At 61.7% G+C, this 20821-nt stretch carries 23 protein-coding genes; 18 read left to right on the top strand and 5 right to left on the bottom strand.

The genetic code is table 11. The features are described from left to right. Position 1: 1 nt before the first annotated feature. The 3 genes from proQ to I6L38_RS07950 all read right to left on the bottom strand — a co-directional run bounded on the left by proQ (position 2) and on the right by I6L38_RS07950 (position 1768). Complete coding sequence (gene proQ, locus I6L38_RS07960) at positions 2-640, bottom strand: RNA chaperone ProQ (RefSeq protein WP_005300795.1); 639 nt, start codon at positions 638-640, stop codon at positions 2-4. Positions 641-741: 101 nt separating this feature from the next. Next, a complete protein-coding gene (locus tag I6L38_RS07955; protein WP_017764526.1) occupies positions 742-1200 on the bottom strand; it encodes a GAF domain-containing protein in 459 nt (152 codons plus the stop codon). A gap of 109 nt (positions 1201-1309) precedes the next feature. Beyond that, a complete protein-coding gene (locus I6L38_RS07950; protein ID WP_010634019.1) occupies positions 1310-1768 on the bottom strand; it encodes a hypothetical protein in 459 nt (152 codons plus the stop codon). Between the two features lie 283 nt (positions 1769-2051). On the opposite strand from I6L38_RS07950, the gene ccoN reads away from it, so the two are divergent. From ccoN to ttcA, 11 genes are all read left to right on the top strand, one after another. After that, positions 2052-3476 carry a cytochrome-c oxidase, cbb3-type subunit I gene (gene ccoN, locus I6L38_RS07945; protein WP_005300785.1) on the top strand — a complete coding sequence of 475 codons (1425 nt, stop codon included), beginning with the start codon at positions 2052-2054 and terminating at the stop codon, positions 3474-3476. A gap of 16 nt (positions 3477-3492) precedes the next feature. After that, complete coding sequence (gene ccoO, locus I6L38_RS07940) at positions 3493-4107, top strand: cytochrome-c oxidase, cbb3-type subunit II (RefSeq protein ID WP_005300783.1); 615 nt, start codon at positions 3493-3495, stop codon at positions 4105-4107. Positions 4108-4119: 12 nt separating this feature from the next. Beyond that, the gene (locus I6L38_RS07935; RefSeq protein ID WP_005300779.1) at positions 4120-4299 is read left to right on the top strand and encodes a CcoQ/FixQ family Cbb3-type cytochrome c oxidase assembly chaperone; all 180 of its coding nucleotides are present in this window, start codon (positions 4120-4122) and stop codon (positions 4297-4299) included. After that, entirely contained in the window at positions 4299-5288 is a 990-nt protein-coding gene (gene ccoP / locus I6L38_RS07930; RefSeq protein WP_005300777.1) for a cytochrome-c oxidase, cbb3-type subunit III, read from the top strand. Before I6L38_RS07935 ends, ccoP begins: the two co-directional genes overlap by 1 nt. A gap of 118 nt (positions 5289-5406) precedes the next feature. Continuing rightward, positions 5407-5895 carry a FixH family protein gene (locus tag I6L38_RS07925; protein ID WP_005300775.1) on the top strand — a complete coding sequence of 163 codons (489 nt, stop codon included), beginning with the start codon at positions 5407-5409 and terminating at the stop codon, positions 5893-5895. Between the two features lie 92 nt (positions 5896-5987). Next, positions 5988-8387 (top strand): heavy metal translocating P-type ATPase, encoded by a 2400-nt coding sequence (locus I6L38_RS07920; RefSeq protein ID WP_216989374.1) that lies wholly within the window; start codon positions 5988-5990, stop codon positions 8385-8387. A gap of 121 nt (positions 8388-8508) precedes the next feature. Further along, a complete protein-coding gene (gene ccoS, locus I6L38_RS07915; RefSeq protein WP_005300771.1) occupies positions 8509-8700 on the top strand; it encodes a cbb3-type cytochrome oxidase assembly protein CcoS in 192 nt (63 codons plus the stop codon). Further along, positions 8684-9370, top strand: a complete 687-nt coding sequence (locus I6L38_RS07910; protein ID WP_024941810.1) for a sulfite exporter TauE/SafE family protein — start codon at positions 8684-8686, stop codon at positions 9368-9370. The genes ccoS and I6L38_RS07910 overlap by 17 nt, the downstream gene beginning before the upstream one ends. Before the next feature lie 68 nt (positions 9371-9438). Further along, positions 9439-10194 carry an FNR family transcription factor gene (locus I6L38_RS07905; RefSeq protein ID WP_024941811.1) on the top strand — a complete coding sequence of 252 codons (756 nt, stop codon included), beginning with the start codon at positions 9439-9441 and terminating at the stop codon, positions 10192-10194. Between the two features lie 134 nt (positions 10195-10328). Then, positions 10329-11273, top strand: a complete 945-nt coding sequence (uspE, locus tag I6L38_RS07900) for a universal stress protein UspE (RefSeq protein WP_017764530.1) — start codon at positions 10329-10331, stop codon at positions 11271-11273. Positions 11274-11340: 67 nt separating this feature from the next. Beyond that, complete coding sequence (gene ttcA, locus I6L38_RS07895; protein ID WP_005300763.1) at positions 11341-12249, top strand: tRNA 2-thiocytidine(32) synthetase TtcA; 909 nt, start codon at positions 11341-11343, stop codon at positions 12247-12249. A gap of 83 nt (positions 12250-12332) precedes the next feature. On the opposite strand, the gene I6L38_RS07890 is transcribed toward ttcA, so the two are convergent. Beyond that, on the bottom strand, positions 12333-13010 hold the full coding sequence (locus I6L38_RS07890) for a DUF2987 domain-containing protein (RefSeq protein ID WP_024941812.1): 678 nt from the start codon (positions 13008-13010) through the stop codon (positions 12333-12335). A gap of 72 nt (positions 13011-13082) precedes the next feature. Continuing rightward, entirely contained in the window at positions 13083-13820 is a 738-nt protein-coding gene (locus I6L38_RS07885; protein ID WP_005300757.1) for a hypothetical protein, read from the bottom strand. Positions 13821-14088: 268 nt separating this feature from the next. Here I6L38_RS07885 and I6L38_RS07880 point away from each other — a divergent pair, with 268 nt between their 5' ends. From I6L38_RS07880 to I6L38_RS07850, 7 genes are all read left to right on the top strand, one after another. Then, a complete protein-coding gene (locus I6L38_RS07880; protein ID WP_216989373.1) occupies positions 14089-14706 on the top strand; it encodes a glutathione S-transferase family protein in 618 nt (205 codons plus the stop codon). A gap of 204 nt (positions 14707-14910) precedes the next feature. Further along, entirely contained in the window at positions 14911-15330 is a 420-nt protein-coding gene (rbsD, locus tag I6L38_RS07875; protein WP_024941814.1) for a D-ribose pyranase, read from the top strand. A 20-nt stretch (positions 15331-15350) separates the two neighbouring features. Then, positions 15351-16874: a ribose ABC transporter ATP-binding protein RbsA gene (gene rbsA / locus I6L38_RS07870; protein ID WP_024941815.1), complete on the top strand. Its 1524-nt coding sequence runs from the start codon at positions 15351-15353 to the stop codon at positions 16872-16874. Beyond that, complete coding sequence (gene rbsC, locus I6L38_RS07865) at positions 16871-17836, top strand: ribose ABC transporter permease (protein ID WP_005300744.1); 966 nt, start codon at positions 16871-16873, stop codon at positions 17834-17836. Before rbsA ends, rbsC begins: the two co-directional genes overlap by 4 nt. Positions 17837-17857: 21 nt before the next feature. Continuing rightward, complete coding sequence (gene rbsB / locus I6L38_RS07860; protein WP_010634030.1) at positions 17858-18733, top strand: ribose ABC transporter substrate-binding protein RbsB; 876 nt, start codon at positions 17858-17860, stop codon at positions 18731-18733. Positions 18734-18841: 108 nt separating this feature from the next. After that, complete coding sequence (gene rbsK, locus I6L38_RS07855; RefSeq protein WP_024941816.1) at positions 18842-19774, top strand: ribokinase; 933 nt, start codon at positions 18842-18844, stop codon at positions 19772-19774. Continuing rightward, complete coding sequence (locus I6L38_RS07850) at positions 19774-20778, top strand: substrate-binding domain-containing protein (RefSeq protein WP_024941817.1); 1005 nt, start codon at positions 19774-19776, stop codon at positions 20776-20778. Before rbsK ends, I6L38_RS07850 begins: the two co-directional genes overlap by 1 nt. The last annotated feature ends 43 nt before the right edge of the window (positions 20779-20821 follow it).

Genomic DNA, 20821 nt, shown 5'->3' with positions numbered 1-20821 from the left:
CTTAGAGAACCAGGTGCTCGAATTTGACCCGCAGCATCATGCCGGTCTGCAATTGAACCTGAACGTCATCCTTGGTCACTTCCTTGATGGTGGCCGGTACCGGCGACTTGCCCAGCACCACGCGCACACCCTGCTCTACTTTCAGGGTAGCGGCATCCACCTTGACCAGCGGGGCCTCGTCAGCAACCGGAGCAGCCTTGGGAGCGGCTTTCGGCTTGCTGGACTTGGCGGCGGCATCGGCCTTGCGCGGGGCAGGACGACGCGGCTGCTTGGCCTTCTCTTCTTTATTGTTGGTACGACGGCTGGCAAAGACACGCTCTTTGCTCTCCTTCAGGGCTTGCTTGGCGTGCTCGATGTGCTCTTCGGTGAGCAGCTCGCCCGGGTTGCCGTCCAGATCGACACGGGCCTGGCCGGCCTTGAGGCCATGCAGGTAACGCCAGCTGGAGGTGTATTGACGCAGAGCGGAGCGCAGCATGGTCTTGGAGACTCTGGCGTCGTCAGCAAGACGCTCGGCCAAATCCTGGAAGATGCCAATCTTGAGCGGCTTGGCCTCTCCTTCAGCGATGAAGCAGGCCGGGAATTTCTCGACCAGGTAGGCAACGATCTCTTTACTGTTCTTCAGCTTCTCAGTGTTTTCCATGTATAACCTTGGCTTTCATATAAACGCGCGGGCACGCCCGAGCACAACAAAGGCCCCATTATAGAGAGCTTGGGGCCTTTTGCGAACCATCAAGCAATGACTTAGAGCATGCTTTCCAAAATTTGCACCGTTTCTTCGAGGCCAATCCGGTCCTGCTCGTCAAAGCGGTTAAAGATTGGACTATCGATATCCAGTACGCCAATGATCTCGCCACGCCGGCGCAGCGGGATCACGATTTCGGCATTGCTGGCACCGTCGCAGGCGATATGCCCCTCAAACTGGTGCACGTCGTCGATGAGCTGGGTCTTGCCCTCGGCCACCGCCGTGCCGCATACCCCGCGCCCGACCGGAATGCGTACGCAGGCCGGCTTGCCCTGGAACGGGCCGAGCACCAGGGTCTCCCCCTGCAACAGGTAAAAGCCGACCCAGTTGATGTCGGCCAGCTCCTGATTGAGCAGGGCGGACAGGTTGGCCAGGTTGGCGATGAGATCCGGCTCTCCCTCCAGCAATGCCTGAGCCTGCTGGTTGAGCGTGCGATAAAATGCTTGTTTTTCAATCATGATTAAATGAACTTCACTCCCTGACAATCAGTGCAAGGTAACGCCCTGCCTGAAAAATTCAAATCAATTTTCACCTTGCCCCCTCCTTTTGCACCTCAGGAAGAGGCCCTCAGCGGGCGACGGAGAGCGCCAGTTGCTGGCGCTGGCCATTGCTCCACTCGATATTGAGCAGCCAGACCATCATCGGCGAGGTGCAGGATCCCACCAGGGTCGTCCCTTGCCAGCCCTGGGCTGTGGCCTCAAAAGTGACCGGAATGGTCCCCATGAACATGTCCCGCCCCTCCAGCCACGCCTTCACCGGCGTGACGGCCGGATCGCCGCCCTGAAGCTGTATCACGAAGTCACGTTCGGCCTGTACCGGCAGCGAGGCGATGCGGGCGGTCAGCGGCTTATTCCCCGCCTGCAGAGGGCATGAGCTGTGGGACAGATCACAAATCTGATCTTTTTCCGAGCTTGCCATCGCCGTCTGCGCGCCATCGAACCAGGTTCGATAGGCAACCAAACCGAGCAAAATAGTCAACACGATCGCCAAATGGATAATTTTGCGTGAAGTGAGTCTCTCTTTCATGAAAAAACAACCTTGTAAGATGTCTGAAAAATGACATTTTCGTGATCTCGCGCAAGGTAAATAATTGAACAGGCGAGACCCAACGGAGCCAAATATATCACTGTTTATACTGTTATTTTACCTGTCAGTTCAGTATCATTCCCATTGAATTTTCATTTAGCTACTTTTTGCTTTTCCTTTTATTAACAGTTGTTAACAAGAGAAAAGGCAGTAGCCAATGAAGTCGGTCCACCTCACTGGACACAAAATCAAACAACAGCAGCATCGGAAGCGGAATACAACGATGAGCCATACAACTAACCATCCTGAGTACAACTACACCGTTGTTCGCCAGTTCACCGTCATGACGATTGTCTGGGGAATTGTCGGCATGTCGGTTGGCGTACTGATTGCAGCCCAGTTGATCTGGCCTGCCCTCAACTTTGATACTCCCTGGCTGACTTACAGTCGCCTTCGCCCTCTGCACACCAACGCGGTCATCTTCGCATTTGGCTGTAGCGCCCTGATGGCGACCTCCTTCTATGTGGTACAACGCACCTGTCAAACCCGACTGTTTGGTGGCCCGCTGGCGACCTTCGTGTTCTGGGGCTGGCAGGCCATCATCCTTTCTGCCGCCATTTCGCTGCCGCTGGGATACACCACCTCCAAGGAGTACGCAGAGCTGGAATGGCCGATTGATATCGCCATCACCATCGTCTGGGTCGCCTATGCCGTGGTCTTCTTCGGCACCCTGGTCAAGCGCACCACCTCCCACATCTATGTGGCGAACTGGTTCTTCGGTGCCTTCATCATCACGGTGGCCGTGCTGCACATCGTCAACAACATGGAAGTGCCGCTCTCGGGCATGAAGTCCTACTCCATGTACTCCGGCGCCATGGATGCCATGGTGCAGTGGTGGTATGGCCACAACGCGGTAGGCTTCCTGCTGACTGCCGGCTTCCTCGGCATGATGTACTACTTCGTACCGAAACAGGCGGGTCGTCCGGTCTACTCCTACCGTCTCTCCATCGTTCACTTCTGGGCGCTGATCTCCCTCTACATCTGGGCCGGTCCGCACCACCTGCACTATACCGCCCTGCCTGACTGGGCACAGTCCCTCGGCATGGTGATGTCGCTGATCCTGTTCGTCCCCTCCTGGGGCGGCATGATCAACGGCATCATGACCCTCTCCGGTGCCTGGCACAAACTGCGTTACGACCCCATCCTGCGCTTCCTGATCGTGTCCCTGTCGTTCTACGGCATGTCCACCTTCGAAGGCCCCATGATGGCGATCAAGACCGTCAACGCCCTCTCCCACTACACCGACTGGACAATCGGTCACGTCCACTCCGGCGCGCTGGGCTGGGTTGCCATGGTCTCTATCGGTGCCGTGTATCACCTGATCCCGAACCTGTTCGGCCAGGGCCGCATGTACAGCATCAAGCTCATCAACGTCCACTTCTGGCTGGCAACCGTGGGTACCGTGCTCTACATCGTCGCCATGTGGATTTCCGGGGTGATGCAGGGTCTGATGTGGCGTGCGGTCAACGACGACGGCACCCTGACCTACAGCTTCGTAGAAGCGCTGCAGGCCTCTTATCCCTTCTACTTCGTGCGCTTCCTGGGTGGCTGCTTCTTTGTCACCGGCATGTTGCTGATGGCCTACAACGCCTATCGCACCATCACTGCGCCCAAAGGTTCCCTGGAACCTGTCGCACAGCCAGCATGATTGAAGAGGTCAAAGCATGAGCAACAATAACCGTCACGAGATCTTTGAAAAGAGCGTTCCCATGCTGGTGGTCGGCATCATTTTTGCCATCAGCCTGGGGGGCCTGGTGGAAATCACCCCGCTGTTCTTCCAGAAGCAGACCACTGAGCCGGTCGAGGGCCTCAAGCCCTACACCGCCCTGCAGATGGAAGGGCGCGACATCTTCATCCGCGAAGGCTGCACCGTCTGCCACAGCCAGATGATCCGTCCGTTCCGCGCCGAAACCGAGCGTTACGGCCACTACTCGGTCGCCGGTGAGAGCGTGTGGGAGCACCCCTTCCTGTGGGGCTCCAAGCGTACCGGTCCGGATCTGGCCCGGGTTGGCGGTCGTTATTCCGACGACTGGCACCGTGCCCACCTGATCAACCCGCGCGACGTGGTGCCCGAGTCCAACATGCCCGCCTTCCCCTGGCTCGACACCAACGTGTTGACCGGTGAGCTGACCGGCAAGAAGCTGGCCCTGTTCCGCGATCACTTCGGCGTACCCTACACGGATGCCGACATTCAGGGTGCCGGCGAGGCCGTGAAAGGCAAGACCGAGCTGGATGCGCTGGTAGCCTATCTGCAATCACTGGGTCATGCCCTGAAATAAAGGAGTCAGGATATGGATTACGGCACTTTTCGCGGCCTGTATACCCTGCTGTTGATGGCCATCATGATCGGCATCATCGTCTGGGCCTACAGCAAACGCCGCAAGACCTCCTTCGACGAGGCGGCCAATCTGGTATTTGCCGACGACGAGCAACCCAGTGCTGATAACAAGAACGCAGGAGCGAAACAATAATGAGCACTTTGTTTAGCATTTTTGTGACCGTCATCAGTCTGGGGACCATCCTCGGCTGCTTCTTGCTGCTGGTATGGTGCCTGCGCGACAAGATGGGCGTGGAAGAAGGCAAGTCCATGGGACACGCCTTCGACGGTATCGAAGAGATCAACAACCCGCTGCCGAAGTGGTGGACCTACATGTTCCTCTTCTTCATCGTCACCGGTCTGGTCTATCTGATCGCCTTCCCGGGCCTTGGCAACTTCAAGGGCGTGCTGGGCTGGCAGAGCTCCAACCAGGACGTACGCTCGCTGGCCGAGTCTAAGGCAGCGGCAGCCTCCGCCAAGGCTGAAGGCCGTGCGGTGGAATACGATCGCGAGCTCGTCAAGGCTGACGAGATCTACGGCGCCAAGTTCCGTGAGCTGGCCTATCAGGCCGATGGCAAGACCTATCGCGCCATCGAGGAGATCGCCGCCGATCCGGAAGCCCGCAAGGTGGGTCAGCGTCTGTTCCTGCAGAACTGCTCCCAGTGCCACGGCTCCGATGCCCGCGGCGGTCGCGGTTTCCCGAACCTGACCGACAGCGAATGGCAGTGGGGCGGCGCGCCCGACCAGATCAAGACCACCATCATGGGCGGTCGTCAGGGCGTGATGGCCGCCTGGGGCGAGATCCTCGGCAAGGACGGAGTCCGCGAAGTGGCCTCCTACGTGCTGAGCCTCTCCGGTCGCAAGGTGGACATGGTGGAAGCCAAGAAGGGTGAAGCACGCTTCACCATCTGCGCCGCCTGTCACGGTCCGGACGCCAAGGGCGGCATCGCCTTCGGGGCACCGGATCTCACCAACAACACCTGGCTCTACGGCGGTTCCCGTCAGGTGGTCGAGCAGACCATCACCCACGGTCGTCACGGCGTGATGCCGGCCTGGAAGGATATTCTGGGTGAAGACAAGGTGCACCTGCTCGCCTCCTACGTTTACAGCTTGTCCCACAACGACCAGCAAAATAAGCAGTAACATGTGATAAACACGTGATTACTCAGCAAAAAGCCTCGACTCTTCGAGGCTTTTTGTTATCTTGTGTTGACTGAAATTCCTCTGTTTCGTTAACCACTGGTTTCACGGTAGTAGCACTATGTCCCAACCCTGGTATCGCCAATTCTGGCCCTGGTTCATCATCGCCCTCCCGACCGCCGCCGTGATCGGCAGCATCAGCACGGCGATCATCGCCAGCAAGGATGGCGTCAATCTGGTGGCCGAAGACTATTACAAGCAAGGCAAAGAGATTAATCAGGATCTCAGCAAGTTTGATCGCGCCGAAGCCCTCAACATCCACATCGCGCTGGAGGTCAACGGCAACGAGCTGACCCTCAAACCGCTGTCAGGGGATATCCCGGCCGGCCAGGCGCTCTACCTCTCCCTGTTTCACCCCACCCTCGCCGGCATGGACAGCGAGCACATGGTGACCGCCGACGGCAACGGCGTCTATCGCCTGCTGCTCGACAAGGCCCTCACCGGCAAGTGGCACGTGCGGGTGGATGCCTTCAACCACGAATGGCGCTTGCAAGAGACAGTCCAGCTCCCCACCAAGGCCCCCGTCGAACTCGATCCCAAAGGGCGCTGAGTCATGAGCCGTCCTGTTTACCATGACACGCCGGCAGCAACCGGCGCTTCACTGTTTCTGCCGACAGGCCGGGTAGCCTGCGGCCAGCTGTCATGAGCGGCTGCTTTCACTGTGGTGAGCCGGTCCCCGCTGGCAGCCGCTATGCCCTCGAGATAAAGGGCATAGTCCAACCCATGTGCTGCCCCGGTTGTCAGGCGGTGGCGGAAACCATTCTCGAATGCGGCCTGGCCAGCTACTACGAGCACCGCACCGCCCCCGGCACCAAGGGCGAGCTGGTGCCCGAGGAGCTCGCCGCCCTCACCCACTACGATCTGGCCGAAGTGCAGCAGGACTTTGTCACCGACAGCGCCACCGGCAGCCACAAGGTGCGCGAGATCCAGCTGACGGTGGAAGGGCTGACCTGCGCCGCCTGTGCCTGGCTCATCGAACGCCATCTGGGCAACCTTGCCGGGCTGCACTACATCAACGTCAACACCACCACCCACAGAGCCCGCATCAAGTGGGACCCTGACCGGCTCTCGTTGAGCGACATACTCAAGGGCTTTGCCAAAATTGGCTATCGCGCCTACCCCTTCCAGACTCACCAGCAGGAAGCGCTCTACGCCAAAGAGGTGCGCAGCTACATGTTCCGGCTGGCACTGGCGGGGCTCGGCTCCATGCAGGTGATGATGTGCGCGGTGGCGCTCTACATGGACCTCTTCATCAGTGTCGAAGAGGAGTTCATGGTCTACTTCAAGTGGATAAGTCTGCTGCTCTCCACCCCCATCATGATCTACTCGGCCCAGCCCTTCTACGTGGGCGCCTGGCGCAGCCTCAGGCAGGGGCACCTCTCCATGGACGTGTCGGTGTCGCTGGCGCTGATCGGTGCCTTCGTCGCCTCCATGTGGGCCACCGTGTTCAATACCGGTGAGGTCTATTACGACTCCATCACCATGTTCGTCTTCTTCCTGCTGCTGGGGCGCTTCCTCGAGCTGCGGGCCAGACGCAAGGCATCCGAGTCGAGCTCCAACCTGGCGCGGCTGGTGCCCATCATGGCCACCCGGCTCGATGAGGATGGCGAACACGAGGTGGCGGCCAAGACGCTGCAGGTTGGCGATCGGGTGCGAGTGCTGGCGGGGGCCACCCTACCGGCGGACGGCATCATACTGCTTGGGCAGGCCAGTCTCAACGAATCCATGCTGACCGGCGAACAGCTGCCACTGCTCAAGCAGGCGGGAGATGCCGTCTACGCCGGCACCATCAACACCGACGCCCCATTGGAGATCCGGGTCAGTCATCGTATCGAAGAGTCGCGCCTGGCCCAGATCATGCGGCTGCAGGATCATGCGCTGGACGACAAACCGGCCATCGCCCAGATGGCGGACGTGCTCTCCCGCCACTTCATTCTGGTGCTGCTGTTCATCGCCGCCGGGGTATGGACCTTCTGGCACTTCCATCAGCCGGAGCAGGCCTTCTGGGTCACTTTGGCGGTGCTGGTGGCGACCTGCCCCTGCGCCCTGTCGCTGGCCACTCCCACCGCGCTCACCTCGGCCACTGCCCGCCTGACCCGTGCCGGCATACTGCTGCGCCGCGGCCACGTGCTGGACGTGCTGACCCGGGCCAACCGCATCGTGATGGACAAGACCGGCACCCTGACCACGGGCAACATCAGCCTGACCAGCACGGAGGCCCTGGGCAATCTCGACGAGGCGCGCTGCCTTGCCATCGCCCGCGCCCTGGAGGCCTATTCCGAACACCCCATCGCTCGCGCCTTTCGCAGCAACGCCGCAGACGACGCCGTGCTGCTGGCGGCCAGCAAGGTGACCCCCGTCATCGGACACGGTATCGAAGGGGTGATCGAGGGTTGTCACTATCGACTCGGCAGTGCCCGCTGGCTCGGCATCAGCGATGCCCACGAAAAGCAAGCGGACGGGCTGGTCATCTATCTGGCCGACGAGGGTCGGGCGCTCGCCCGTTTCCTGCTGACCGACACCCTGCGCCCCGATGCAAAGGCGCTGATCCAGGCCTTCAAGGCGGCCGGCCTCAAGACCACCATCCTCACCGGCGACAGCTCGGCCCAGGCCGACGAGGTGGCCCGCGAGCTGGGGGTCGACGAGCTGGTCAAGGGGGTCACCCCGGATGGCAAGCTGGCCTACCTCAAGGAGCACGAAGCCCACGGCGACATCAGCATCATGGTAGGTGATGGCATCAACGACGCCCCTGTGCTGGCCGGCGCCCACGCCTCCTTCGCCATGGCCGGCGGCACCGATCTTGCCAAGAACAGCGCCGACGCCATTTTGCTGGCCGACGATCTCTCCCGCCTGCTGGATGCCCGCGCCCTGGCGCTGCGCACCCGCAAGATCATCAAGGAGAACTTCGCCTGGTCCATCGGCTACAACCTGCTGGTGCTGCCGCTGGCGGCGAGCGGCTGGCTGCCCCCCTATGTGGCGGCGGCGGGCATGTCGCTGAGCTCCCTCATCGTGGTCACCAACTCCATGCGGCTCAACCGCTGAGCCGTGACCACAGGGACAGACAGGGTGAAGGGAGCGAGCCTTGCTCCCTTCACCATCAAATCGACGGGCCTGCGGCCACCAACGGGTGTACCATGACCCCTCTTATTGCAAGGTTTGCTGCATGAACATCATCTTCGTCCTCATCCCCATCGCCATCCTCTTCGTCATCATCGCCGGCGCCGTCTTCTTCTGGGCCATTCGCTCCGAGCAGTTTGAAGATCTCGACCGCCAGGGCTCCAACATCCTGTTCGATGAAGAGCAACCCGCCCCCAAACACGCCGAGCACGAGCACAAAGATGACGGCCACCCTTGATCTGTTGGGCGCCCTGCTGGTGGGACTGGCCGGCGCCGGCCACTGCATCGGCATGTGCGGCGGCGTCTCCGCCGCCCTCTCCATGGCCATTCCTGCCGAGAAGCAGCACTTCTGGGGCCGGCTCGGTTACCTGCTCAACTACAACCTCGGCCGGATCCTGAGCTATGTGATCGCCGGCGCCCTGGTCGGGGGCTTGCTCGCCACCACCAGCGAGCTCGGTGCGGGCAAGCACGCCATCGCCGGCCTGCGGCTGGTGGCGGCCTTCCTGATGATTGCCCTCGGGCTCTATCTCGCCGGCTGGTGGCAGGGGGTGTTGCTGCTCGAGCGCATGGGCGCCAGATTGTGGCCCCACCTCAAGCCACTGGCGGGCAGGTTCATCCCCTTCACCTCGGCCTGGCAGGCACTGCCGTTTGGCATGGTGTGGGGCTGGCTCCCCTGCGGGCTGGTCTACTCCATGCTGACCTGGAGCGCAGCGGCGGGATCGGCCGCTGGCGGCGCGCTGATCATGCTCTTTTTCGGCCTCGGCACCCTGCCGACCCTGTTTGCGCTGGGGGGGCTGGCGGATCGACTGCGCTACTGGCTGACCCTGCGCAGTTTGCGCCTTGGCGGGGCCCTGCTGCTCATCGCATACGGTCTGCATACTCTCTGGATCGGGATTGCATCCTTTTGAAACCCTATCCAAAACGGATGAGTTGATGGTAAACTTGTTTGATATAAATCAATTATTCGTATGAGCCTATGATCCCGGAAAAGAAACCTGGCAGACGTATTCAGAGCGGTGGCTGTGCAATTCATTGCCAGGATTGCAGCATCAGCCAGCTCTGCATTCCCTTCACTCTGAACGACAACGAGCTCGATCAGCTGGACAGCATCATCGAGCGCAAGAAGCCGATCCAGAAGGGTGAAGAGTTGTTCAAGGCCGGCGACGAGCTCAAATCGCTCTATGCCATCCGTTCCGGGACCATCAAGTCATACACCATCACCGAACAGGGTGACGAGCAGATCACCGCCTTCCACCTGGCTGGCGATCTGGTCGGCTTTGACGCCATCCACAAGCAGACGCACCCCTCCTTCGCCCAGGCACTGGAAACCGCCATGGTGTGCGAGATCCCGTTCGACGTGCTCGACGATCTTTCCGGCAAGATGCCCAAGCTGCGCCAGCAGATCATGCGGCTGATGAGCAACGAGATCATGGGCGACCAGGAGATGATCCTGCTGCTCTCCAAGAAGAATGCCGAAGAGCGCCTTGCCGCCTTCCTGCACAACCTGTCGGTGCGCTTCTCCGAGCGTGGTTTCTCCGCCAAGGAGTTCCGCCTCTCCATGACCCGCGGCGACATCGGCAACTACCTCGGCCTCACCGTCGAAACCATCAGCCGTCTGCTGGGCCGTTTCCAGAAGTCAGGCCTCATCAGCGTCAAGGGCAAGTACATTACCGTGCTGGATCACGTCGCCCTCGGCGTCATGGCCGGTGCGACCCGCCCCCCCTGCGGCTAAGCCTCCTCTCTCTGGTGCCGGATCGGTTTACCCCGAAATTTGATCCGGCACACGTCCCCCCTTCTCCTCCTGAGCTAAGCTGTAATGGCTAAAGGTCTGCCATCATTGGTATTTTTGCCAAGGAGGAGGAGAACATGGTCAAGTACCGAAAAATCCTGGTGGTCATCAACCCGGAAGAAGAGCGGCAAATCGCCCTCGAACGTGCGGTCAAGGTCGCCGAGCTGGACGAAGGGGCGCAGCTGACCCTGTTACTCACCATTTACGACTTCTCGTATGAAATGACCGCCATGCTGTCGGTGGACGAGCGAGAAGAGATGCGCCACGGGGTCATTTCCCAGCGCCGTGAGTGGCTCGACGACATACTCAAACCCTACCGTGCCCGTGGGCTGGACTGCGAGATCAAGGTGGTCTGGCACAACCGTCCCTTCGAATGCATCATTCAGGAAGTGCTGGAGCAGCGCCACGATCTGGTGGTCAAGGCCACCCACCACCACTCCTTCCTGCAAACCTTCATCTTCACCCCCACCGATTGGCATCTGCTGCGCAAGTGCCCCTGCCCCGTGCTGCTGGTGAAAGAGGGGCATTGGCAGCGGGGCGGCAACATCATCGCCGCCATCAATTGCTCCAGCGACGATCAGGATCAGAAACTGCTCAACGAGCGGATCACCGAAGAGGGGATCGCCATCGCCGAGCTGCTCGGCTCCAACCTCTATCTGGTCAACACCTATCCGGGCACCCCGGTCAACGTGGCTATCGAGCTGCCGGAGTTTGACCCCAACGCCTACAACGACGCCATTCGCAAACACCACGAGAGCCTGCTGCTGAGCCACGCCGACAAATACGGCATCGGCCATCTCTGGACCCGGGTGGCGGAAGGCCTGCCCGAAGAGGTGCTGCCCGATCTCGCCGGCGAGCTGCAGGCCACCCTGATGATCATGGGGTGCGTCGGTCGCACCGGGCTCTCCGCCGCCCTGCTTGGTAACACAGCCGAACACGTGGTGGATCGCCTCGCCTGCGACATGCTGATCCTCAAGCCTGCCGACTACAGCTGCCCGGTCGATAGCCGCCGTCCAGCATAAGCCTTTCTTGCCCTCCCCCGGGACATGGCTATAATAAGCCGCTTATTTTTGTCCCGGGTTTCAGGTCATGCTAGAAGAGCTTAACGCCAAAGAAAAATACAGTTTCAACAAACTGCAGAAGCGCCTGCGGCGCAACGTAGGTCAGGCCATTGCCGACTTCAACATGATTGAAGAGGGTGACAAGGTCATGGTGTGCCTGTCCGGCGGCAAGGACAGCTTCGCCATGCTCGACATCCTGATGAGCCTGAAGGCCAGCGCCCCCATCCACTTCGATCTGGTGGCGGTCAACCTGGATCAGAAGCAGCCCGGCTTCCCCGAGCACGTGCTGCCCGAATACCTGAGCACCCTTGGCATCGACTTCAAGATCGTCGAAGAGGATACCTACGCCATCGTCAAGGAGAAGGTGCCGGAGGGCAAGACCACCTGCGCCCTCTGCTCCCGCCTGCGCCGCGGCATTCTCTACCGCACCGCCCAGGAGCTGGGTTGCACCAAGATTGCCCTGGGTCACCACCGCGATGACATCCTCGAGACCCTGTTCCTCAACATGTTCTACGGCGGCAAGCTCAAGTCCATGCCGCCCAAGCTGGTGAGTGACGATGGCAAGAACGTGGTGATCCGCCCGCTCGCCTACTGCAAGGAGAAGGACTTGGTGCGCTATGCCGAGGTCAAGGCCTTCCCCATCATCCCGTGCAACCTGTGCGGCTCCCAGGAGAACCTGCAGCGCCAGGCCATCAAGCAGATGATGCAGGAGTGGGATCGCCGCTTCCCGGGTCGTCTCGAGACCATGTTCACCGCCATTCAGGACGTGATCCCGAGCCACCTGCTCGATCACAAGCTGTTTGACTTCAAGAGCATCAACCGCGACTCCGGCATCATCGACGGCGGCGACAAGGCGTTTGATCCGCCCGAGCTGCCCAAGGCACCGCTGCTGGACATCGACGAGATGGACATGCTGGACGTGATTGAGGTGCGCTAAGCCCTCACCATCACCAATGAAAAAAGGAGCGCCAGGCGCTCCTTTTTTATTTTTATGCCGGCCAGCTGGCGGCCCGGGACCCATCAGCCCTTGTGCAGCCAGGGCGTCAACCGCAGGATCTCTCCCTGCAGCTGCAGCTTGCCCTCTGCAAACTCCGCCAACTGGGCGTTGTTCAGCAGCAGTTCTCCCTCCTGCCAGGGCAGCGGCAGCTGGCGAGCACCGTCGATGAGGTAGGCGGTGCCGCTTGGCTGCACCAGGCTGACCCTCACCCCCGTCATCTCGGGCAGGAAATACTTGCCGACCACGCCGGCCAGCTTCTCCAGCAGGCTCTGCATGTCGTGCTGACGGCCCGTCAGCTCGCTCACCTTGAGCTCCCACCGACTGTCTGCCGGCGGCGGCACATCCGCCATCACCTGCACCGACAGATCGCAAGCTGCATGAGGCTCGGTGAGCCCCACTACCACGCTTGCCTTGTCGAGATTCAGATCGTCGTCATAGGGCAGTCGCAATTCGCTGTCGATGGTCACCTCGGCCGCCACGTCCCGATCCAGAGTCGAGACCCGGGCCGAGGTGAGTTGGCAGCGCCGGCCATTTTGCTGATCGGTCAGATAAAAACCCAGCCTGGCGTGGCCAAACTCCCCTTTGGCGAAGGTCTTCATCTGGCTGTAGAAGGTGCCGTACTGCAGCTCGAGGGAGGGCTGCGCCACTGCCAGCATGGGCGCCATCAGCAGCGCGGCCGCCATCCCGTATCGATTGTTCATATGCCATCCTTTTGCATCACGCATCTACACGCGCCGCTATCTGTTGCTGTTGTCTGACGCCCTGCATGCCCGTCAGGCGTTGAAATGATCGGGGCCCTGGCTCACGTCGGTTACTTCGACCGCCACCCCGCACAGATCCCGGTAGAGGATCCCCTTGCAGTTGAAATAGAGCGGTGCCACCCAGATAAGCCCCAGCCCCATGGGGATCAGCGCCAGGAAGAAGAGCGCCATCATGACCCCGTGCAGCAGCACTATGCTGGGCCAGCCACGGGCAAACAGCTTGAGGGAGACCAGAATGGCCTGCGCCGGCGACAGGCCGCGCTCCAGCACCAGCGGCACGGTAAACACCAGCCCCATGCCGATCAGGGCCGACGGAATGAAGGCCAGCATCACCGGCAGACCCACCAGCTCGAACAGCGGGCCGAACAGGCTGGTGATGAGGCTGCCGAGTAGGCTCAGGCTGCCAAGGCGCAGGAAGTGGCGAAAGAAGTCGAACACCTGGCTCGGCCGGGCACGCACCCCCACCGACTGCTGCAACCCCAGCATGTCGAGGGAAGAGGTCATGGGCGACATGATGACGGTGATGAGCAGGCTCAGCACCAGGGCCACGTCCATCCCCCCTTCCTGATTGACATAGGGGGCGAGCAGGGTGTTGCTCAACAGTATCCAGATGGCCGTTACCCCGACGATGGCCAGCAGCAGGCCGAACCCGGTGCGCCGCGTCTGTTGCCAGCTCTCCTGCAATACCCCCTTGAGGTCGAGACGATATCCCTGGCTCAGGGACTGCTCGAGGGAACCACCTATCCGCATTTTGTTACTCAATTGACTATCCAACATCCGAAAGACCGCTATTCAGGGAGCACATTATAGCGATTTGACCCGGCATGCGTAGCCGTTTTTCCCGCGCGTCTGCGCTCAAAAAGCCTTTGATTTCATCAGCCCTCCTTGTCCTGGCCGGGATCCCGCCCTTGGCCGACGGCCACCAGGGGCGTAGGATGCCAGGCGACAGTGCGGATTTTTTTGCGCGCCCCGCCCCACCCGGGATCACAGGGGACACGCGCTTCACAAGGAGATGTTCATGTCTGATTTGACCCTCTATCTCGCGCCCGGTACCTGCGCCATGGCCGTGCGTATCGCCCTCACCGAAGCCGGTGCCCCTCACGTTGTCAAACGGCTGGATCTGGCGGCCGGCGAGCAGCGCTCTGCCGCCTATCTGGCCATCAACCCCAAGGGACGGGTCCCGGCTCTTGTCACCGAACACGGTGTGCTCACCGAAACCCCGGCCTTGCTGCTCTATGTGGCGCAGCGTTTTCCCCATGCCGGGCTGGCACCGCTGGACGACCCCTTCCTGCTGGCCCGCATGCAGGAGGTGCACAGCTTCCTCGCCGCCACCGTGCACGTCGCCCATGCCCACGGCCGCCGGGCCAGCCGCTGGGCCGATGACCCGCAGGCCATCGCCGCCATGCAGGCCAAGGTGCCGCACAACATGCGCGAGGGCTTTGCCGAGATAGAGCGCCACTATCTGGCCGGCCCCTGGGTACTGGGGGAGCGCTTCAGCCTGGCCGATATCTACCTGTTCGTGGTGGCGAGCTGGCTCGAGGGCGACGGGGTGGCCATCAGCGACTTTCCCAAGGTCGCGGATCACTATCGGCGCATGCTGGCACGCCCCGGCGTGCAACAAGGGCTCGCCCTCTAATTCCTCTCGTTGCGGGTGCCAGTGCTCTTCTGGCACCTTTTTCCCCGCTTTCCCCTCGCCATTGAGATCGTTTTCACATTTCTGCCATCTCCTGGTGGATCCAGAACGCCTGAACGCCTATCTTCCACTTCATGACGCAACCGGTTGCGTAACCGGTTGCCTAGCTAACATCAGATACGCGGGCATAGCCTGCCGAGGTGCTGTATGAAACGAGGCGTACTGCTCAATGCTCCCCTGAGTGCCCTGGTGGCACAGATGGGCCACACCGACGAGATCACCGTCTGCGATGCGGGCCTGCCCATTCCGGCGGGCCCCGAGCGCATCGATCTGGCGTTGATGGCGGGGACGCCGAACCTTGGCACCGTGCTGACCGCCCTGCTCACCGACCTGGTGGTGGAGAAGGTGATCATGGCAAGCGAGATCAAGCAGATCAGCCCCGCCGCCCATCAGGCGCTGGTGGATCAGCTGGAGGCGCACGCCGCTGCCCAAGGCAAGCCCATCACCATCGAATACTGCCTGCACGAAGCGTTCAAGGCTCGCTCCCACCAAAGCAAGGCCATCGTGCGCAGCGGCGAGGTGACCCCCTACGCCAACCTCATTCTCTGCGCCGGCGTGGCGTTTTAAGCCTTTTCAAGGAATCAGCCATGAGTACAACCCCTTCGCCCATTCTGTCGCTCACCGGGATCGTCAAGACCTTCCCCGGCGTGCGGGCGCTCGATGAGGCAGGCCTCAAGGTCTACCCGGGTCAGGTAATGGCCCTGCTCGGCGAAAACGGCGCTGGCAAATCCACCCTGATGAAGGTACTGACCGGCATCTATCAGGCCGACAGTGGCAGCATCAGTTATCGCGGTGAGCCGGTTCACTTCAAAGGGCCCCGCGACTCCCAGGATCAGGGGATCAGCATCATCCACCAGGAGCTGAACCTGCTGCCGGAGCTCTCCATTGCCGCCAACATCTTCCTCGGCCGCGAACCGCGCACCCGCTTTGGCAGCATCGATCACAAGCAGCTGCGCGAACGGGCAAGCACCCTGCTGGCACGACTTGGCGTCAAACACGGCCCGGATACCCGGCTCGGGAGTCTCTCCATCGGTGAACAGCAGATGGTGGAGATCGCCAAGGCGCTGTCGTTTGATGCCAGCGTCATCATCATGGACGAGCCCACCGATGCGCTGACCGACACCGAGACCGAGCAGCTGTTCAAGGTTATCCGCGAGCTGCGTGAGCAGGGCTGCGGCATCGTCTACATCTCCCACCGCTTGAAGGAGATCTTCGAGATCTGCGATCGGGTCACCGTGCTGCGCGATGGCAAGTGGATCGGCGAGCAGGCGGTGAGCGAGCTCGACGAAGACAGGATCATCGAGATGATGGTAGGCCGCCGACTGGAAGAGCAGTACCCGCGTCTGGTGCGCGAGCTCGGCCCGGTCAGCCTGCAGGTCAAGGATCTGGCCGGCCCCGGCGTGCGCGGGGTGAGCTTCTCCCTGCGTCAGGGGGAAATTCTGGGCTTCAGCGGCCTGATGGGCTCCGGCCGCACCGAGCTGATGAAGCTTATCTACGGTGCCAGCCCCATCAGCGCCGGCCAGGTGACCGTGGATGGTCACGCGCTGGCCCCCAGAAGCCCGGCCGATGGCCTGGCCGCCGGCATCGCCTACATCTCCGAGGATCGCAAGGGCGATGGCCTGGTGCTGGAGCTGTCGGTGCGCGAAAACATGAGCCTGTGCGCCCTCGGCGAGTTCATCCGTGGTGGCAAGATTGACGGCCAGGCCGAACGCCAGGCGGTGGGCGACTATGTGCGCCTGTTCAACATCAAGACCCCCAGTCAAGATCAGCTGATAAAACTGCTCTCCGGCGGCAACCAGCAGAAGGTGGCCATCGCCAAGGGGCTGCTGACCCGGCCCAAGGTACTGATCCTGGACGAGCCGACCCGCGGCGTCGATGTCGGCGCCAAGAAGGAGATCTATCAGCTCATCAACCAGTTCAAGAAGGAGGGGATGAGCATCATCCTGGTCTCCTCCGAGATGCCGGAAGTGCTCGGCATGAGTGATCGCATCCTGGTGATGCACGAAGGGCGCATCAGCGCAGAGTTCAATACCCGCGACGCCAATCAGGAAAAACTGATGGCCGCGGCAGTCGGCAAACAGTGGCAAGCAGAGCAAGAGGCAGCACAATGACAACCCAAACCCTTTCCCGCCGCGGCATCATGAGCAAGGAGTGGTGGATCGAGAACAAATCGCTGGTGGCCCTGCTGGTGCTGATCGGCGTGGTCTCCTTCCTGAGCCCCAACTTCTTCACCGCCGACAACCTGCTCAACATCCTGCGCCAGACCTCGGTCAACGCCATCATGGCGGTCGGCATGACCCTGGTCATCCTCACCGCCGGCATCGATCTGTCGGTCGGCTCGGTACTGGCCCTGTGCGGCGCCCTGGCCGCCACCATGGTCGCCATGGAGCTGCCCATCATGCTGGTGATCCCCCTCACCCTGGGGGCCGGTGCCCTGCTTGGCGGCATCAGCGGCCTCATCATTGCCAAGGGCAAGGTGCAGGCCTTCATCGCCACCCTGGTCACCATGACCGCCCTGCGCGGCGTCACCATGGTCTATACCGAGGGGCGCCCCATCTCCACCGGTTTCAGTGACGGTGCCGATCACTTCGCCTGGCTGGGTACCGGTTACCTGTTCGGTCTGCCGGTGCCCATCTGGTTGATGGCCATCGTCTTCCTGCTGGCCTGGTTCATGCTCAACCACACTCGCCTGGGTCGCTACATCTATGCCCTCGGCGGCAACGAATCGGCCACCCGCCTCTCCGGCATCAATGTGGACCGGGTGAAGCTCGCGGTGTATGGTCTGTGCGGCATGCTGTCGGCTCTGGCCGGGCTCATCGTCACTTCCCGCCTCTCCTCCGCCCAGCCGACCGCCGGTATGGGTTACGAGCTGGATGCCATCGCCGCCGTGGTGCTGGGGGGCACCAGCCTGATGGGGGGCAAGGGCCGCATCATGGGTACCCTGATCGGGGCGCTCATCATCGGCTTCCTCAACAATGCCCTCAACCTGCTCGACGTCTCGTCCTATTACCAGATGATCGCCAAGGCCAGCGTGATTTTGCTCGCCGTGATGATCGATAACAAAAGCAAGTAAGCACACACAAGGAATGAAATGATGAAAAAGCTCAATACCCTGCTCGCTGCCGCCATCATGTCCGTGCTGGGCACCGCCCAGGCCGCCGATCACACCCTGGCCATGGTGGTCTCCACCCTCAACAACCCCTTCTTCGTCACCATGAAGGAAGGGGCCGAAGCCAAGGCCAAGGAGCTTGGCTACGAGCTGGTGGTGCTGGATTCCCAGAATGACCCGGCCAAGGAGCTCTCCAACATGGAAGATCTCACCGTGCGCAAGGTCAACGCCATCCTGATCAACCCGACCGACTCCGAAGCGGTGGGCAACGCCATTCGCCTCGCCAACAAGGCCAACATCCCGGTACTGACCCTGGACCGCGGCGCGGCGCAGGGTGACGTCAAGGCCCACATCGCCTCCGACAACGTGGCGGGTGGCAAACTGGCCGGCGATTTCATCACCCAGAAGCTGGGTGCCGGTGCCAAGGTGATCCAGCTGGAAGGGATCGCCGGTACCTCCGCCGCCCGTGACCGCGGCGAAGGCTTTGCCCTGGCCGTGGCCGCCAACAAGCTGGAAGTGCTGGCCTCCCAGCCCGCCGACTTTGACCGCACCAAGGGTCTGAACGTCATGGAGAACCTGCTGGCCGCTCACCCGAGCGTGCAGGCGGTGTTCGCCCAGAACGACGAGATGGCGCTGGGTGCCATACGCGCCGTGCAGGCCGCCGGCAAAGAGGTGATGATCGTCGGCTTCGATGGCACCGACGATGGCAAGGCCGCCGTGGCCAAGGGTAAACTGGCTGCCACCGTAGCCCAGCAGCCCGCCCTGATCGGCGCCATCGGCGTGGAAACCGCCGACAAGGTGCTCAAGGGCCAGCCGGTGGAAAAATCCATCCCGGTTCCGCTGCAAGTGGTCAGCAAGTAAGTTGACGGGGGGGAGGTTCGCCTCCCCCTTTTCACTCAAGGTTTACGGTGCCTCCCGGCCTGGATCCGGCTTTCGTGTCCATGCCAAGATGCATCAGGAGTACTCAACATGAATCGTCTCGTCGTTCTGGGCAGTGTCAATGCAGACCACGTGCTGCGCGTTCCCCACTTTCCTCGCCCGGGTGAAACCCTGACCGGCCACAGCTATCAAGTGGTGCCCGGTGGCAAGGGCGCCAACCAGGCGGTGGCCGCCGCCCGGTTAGGTGCACAAGTCTCCTTTATCGCCCGCATCGGCGATGACGCCATCGGCCACCAGATGAAGACCGGTTTTGCTAAAGACGGTATCGACGTGAGCGCCGTCGAGCTCGACCCCAAGCTCCCCACCGGGATCGCCATCATCTATGTGAGCGATGAGGGGGAGAACAGCATCGGCATCTCCGCCGAAGCCAACGGCGCCCTCACCCCATCCGTGGTGAAAGGCCATGAAGCGATGATCTCAGCCGCCCACACCCTGCTGCTGCAGCTGGAAGTGCCGCTGGAGAGCGTGCAGGAAGCCGCCCGGCTGGCCCGTGCCCACGGCACCCGGGTGGTGCTCAACCCAGCCCCCGCTCGCCCGCTCTCGAGCGAACTGCTGGCACTGGTCGACCTCATCACCCCCAACCAGACCGAAGCCGAGCTGCTGACCGGCGTCAAGGTCACCGACGAGGCGAGCGCGGCAAAGGCTGCCGCCCGTTTCCACCAGATGGGCATCGAAGAGGTGATGATCACCCTGGGGTCGCAAGGGGTCTATTGCAGCAAGGGGCAGCAACAAGCGCTCATTCCGGGTTTTAGGGTGAAAGCAGTAGATACCACTGCGGCCGGCGATACCTTCAACGGCGCCCTCTTGGCGGCCGAGCTCGCCGGCGCCGACTTTGACGCGGCCGTGCGCTTTGCCCACGGCGCCGCGGCGCTCTCCGTCACCCGGTTTGGTGCCCAGAGCTCCATCCCGAGCAAGCAGGAGGTCGACGCCTTCCTGCTTGAGCAGATTGCGCAGGGGCACTGATGGCCAATATCAAGGAGGTGGCGGCGCTGGCGGGGGTGTCGACCACCACCGTCTCCCACGTCATCAACGAGACCCGTTTCGTCGCCGAGGAGACCCGCGAGCGGGTCTTCGCCGCCATGCGCGATCTCAACTACGCCCCAAGCCTGGTGGCCCGCAGCCTCAAGGTGAAGGAGACCAACAGTATCGGCATGCTGGTCACCACCTCCAGCAACCCCTTCTTCGCCGAGGTGGTACGCGGGGTGGAGCGCTACTGCTTCGAGCAGGGCTACAACCTGATGCTGGGCAACACCGAGGGGCAGGCCGAGACCGCCCTCTCCTACCTCAAGATGATGCTGCGCAAGCGGGTCGACGGTCTGCTCATCATGTGCAGCGAGGGACAGCAGGAGGTGTTCAACCAGCTCGACTGGCTCAAGAGCCTGCCGGTGGTGGTGATGGACTGGGGGATGGAGAGTGCCGACGTGGATCTCATCGCCGACAACTCCCATCGCGGCGGCTACCTGGCGACCCGCCACCTGCTGGGGCTGGGTCACACCGCCATCGGCTGCATCACCGGCCCCCACAGCCGCGCCCCCGCCAACCAGCGTCAGGCAGGCTTCGAGCAGGCGATGCTGGAGGCCGGTCTCACCGTCAATCCGGACTGGGTCCAGGAGGGTGACTTTGACTGCGCCAGCGGCCATCAGGCGATGCGCCGTCTGCTGGCGCTGCCCGAACGCCCCAGCGCGCTGTTCGTCTGTAACGATATGATGGCGATGGGGGCCATCAGCGCCGCGCATCAGGCAGGGCTGGTGATCCCGCGGGATCTCTCCATCGTCGGCTATGACAACGTGGCGCTGGCCGAATTCATGTCGCCGCCGCTCACCACGGTCAATCAGCCGAAAGAGGAGCTGGGCCGCCTCGCCGTCACCCGGCTGCTGGCGCGCATCAACGGCGAGGCGCTGGCGGACCACCTGATCACCGTCGATCCCGACCTGGTGATCAGAGATTCCTGCGCCCCTCACCCCTGACATTCACCTGCAATAAAAGCGCAAGGCGACCCTGGGGTCGCCT

Origin of the sequence: Aeromonas sp. FDAARGOS 1408 (assembly GCF_019048665.1) — a bacterium.
Classification (GTDB): domain Bacteria; phylum Pseudomonadota; class Gammaproteobacteria; order Enterobacterales; family Aeromonadaceae; genus Aeromonas; species Aeromonas dhakensis.
This window is presented reverse-complemented; position numbering and strand designations above follow the sequence as displayed.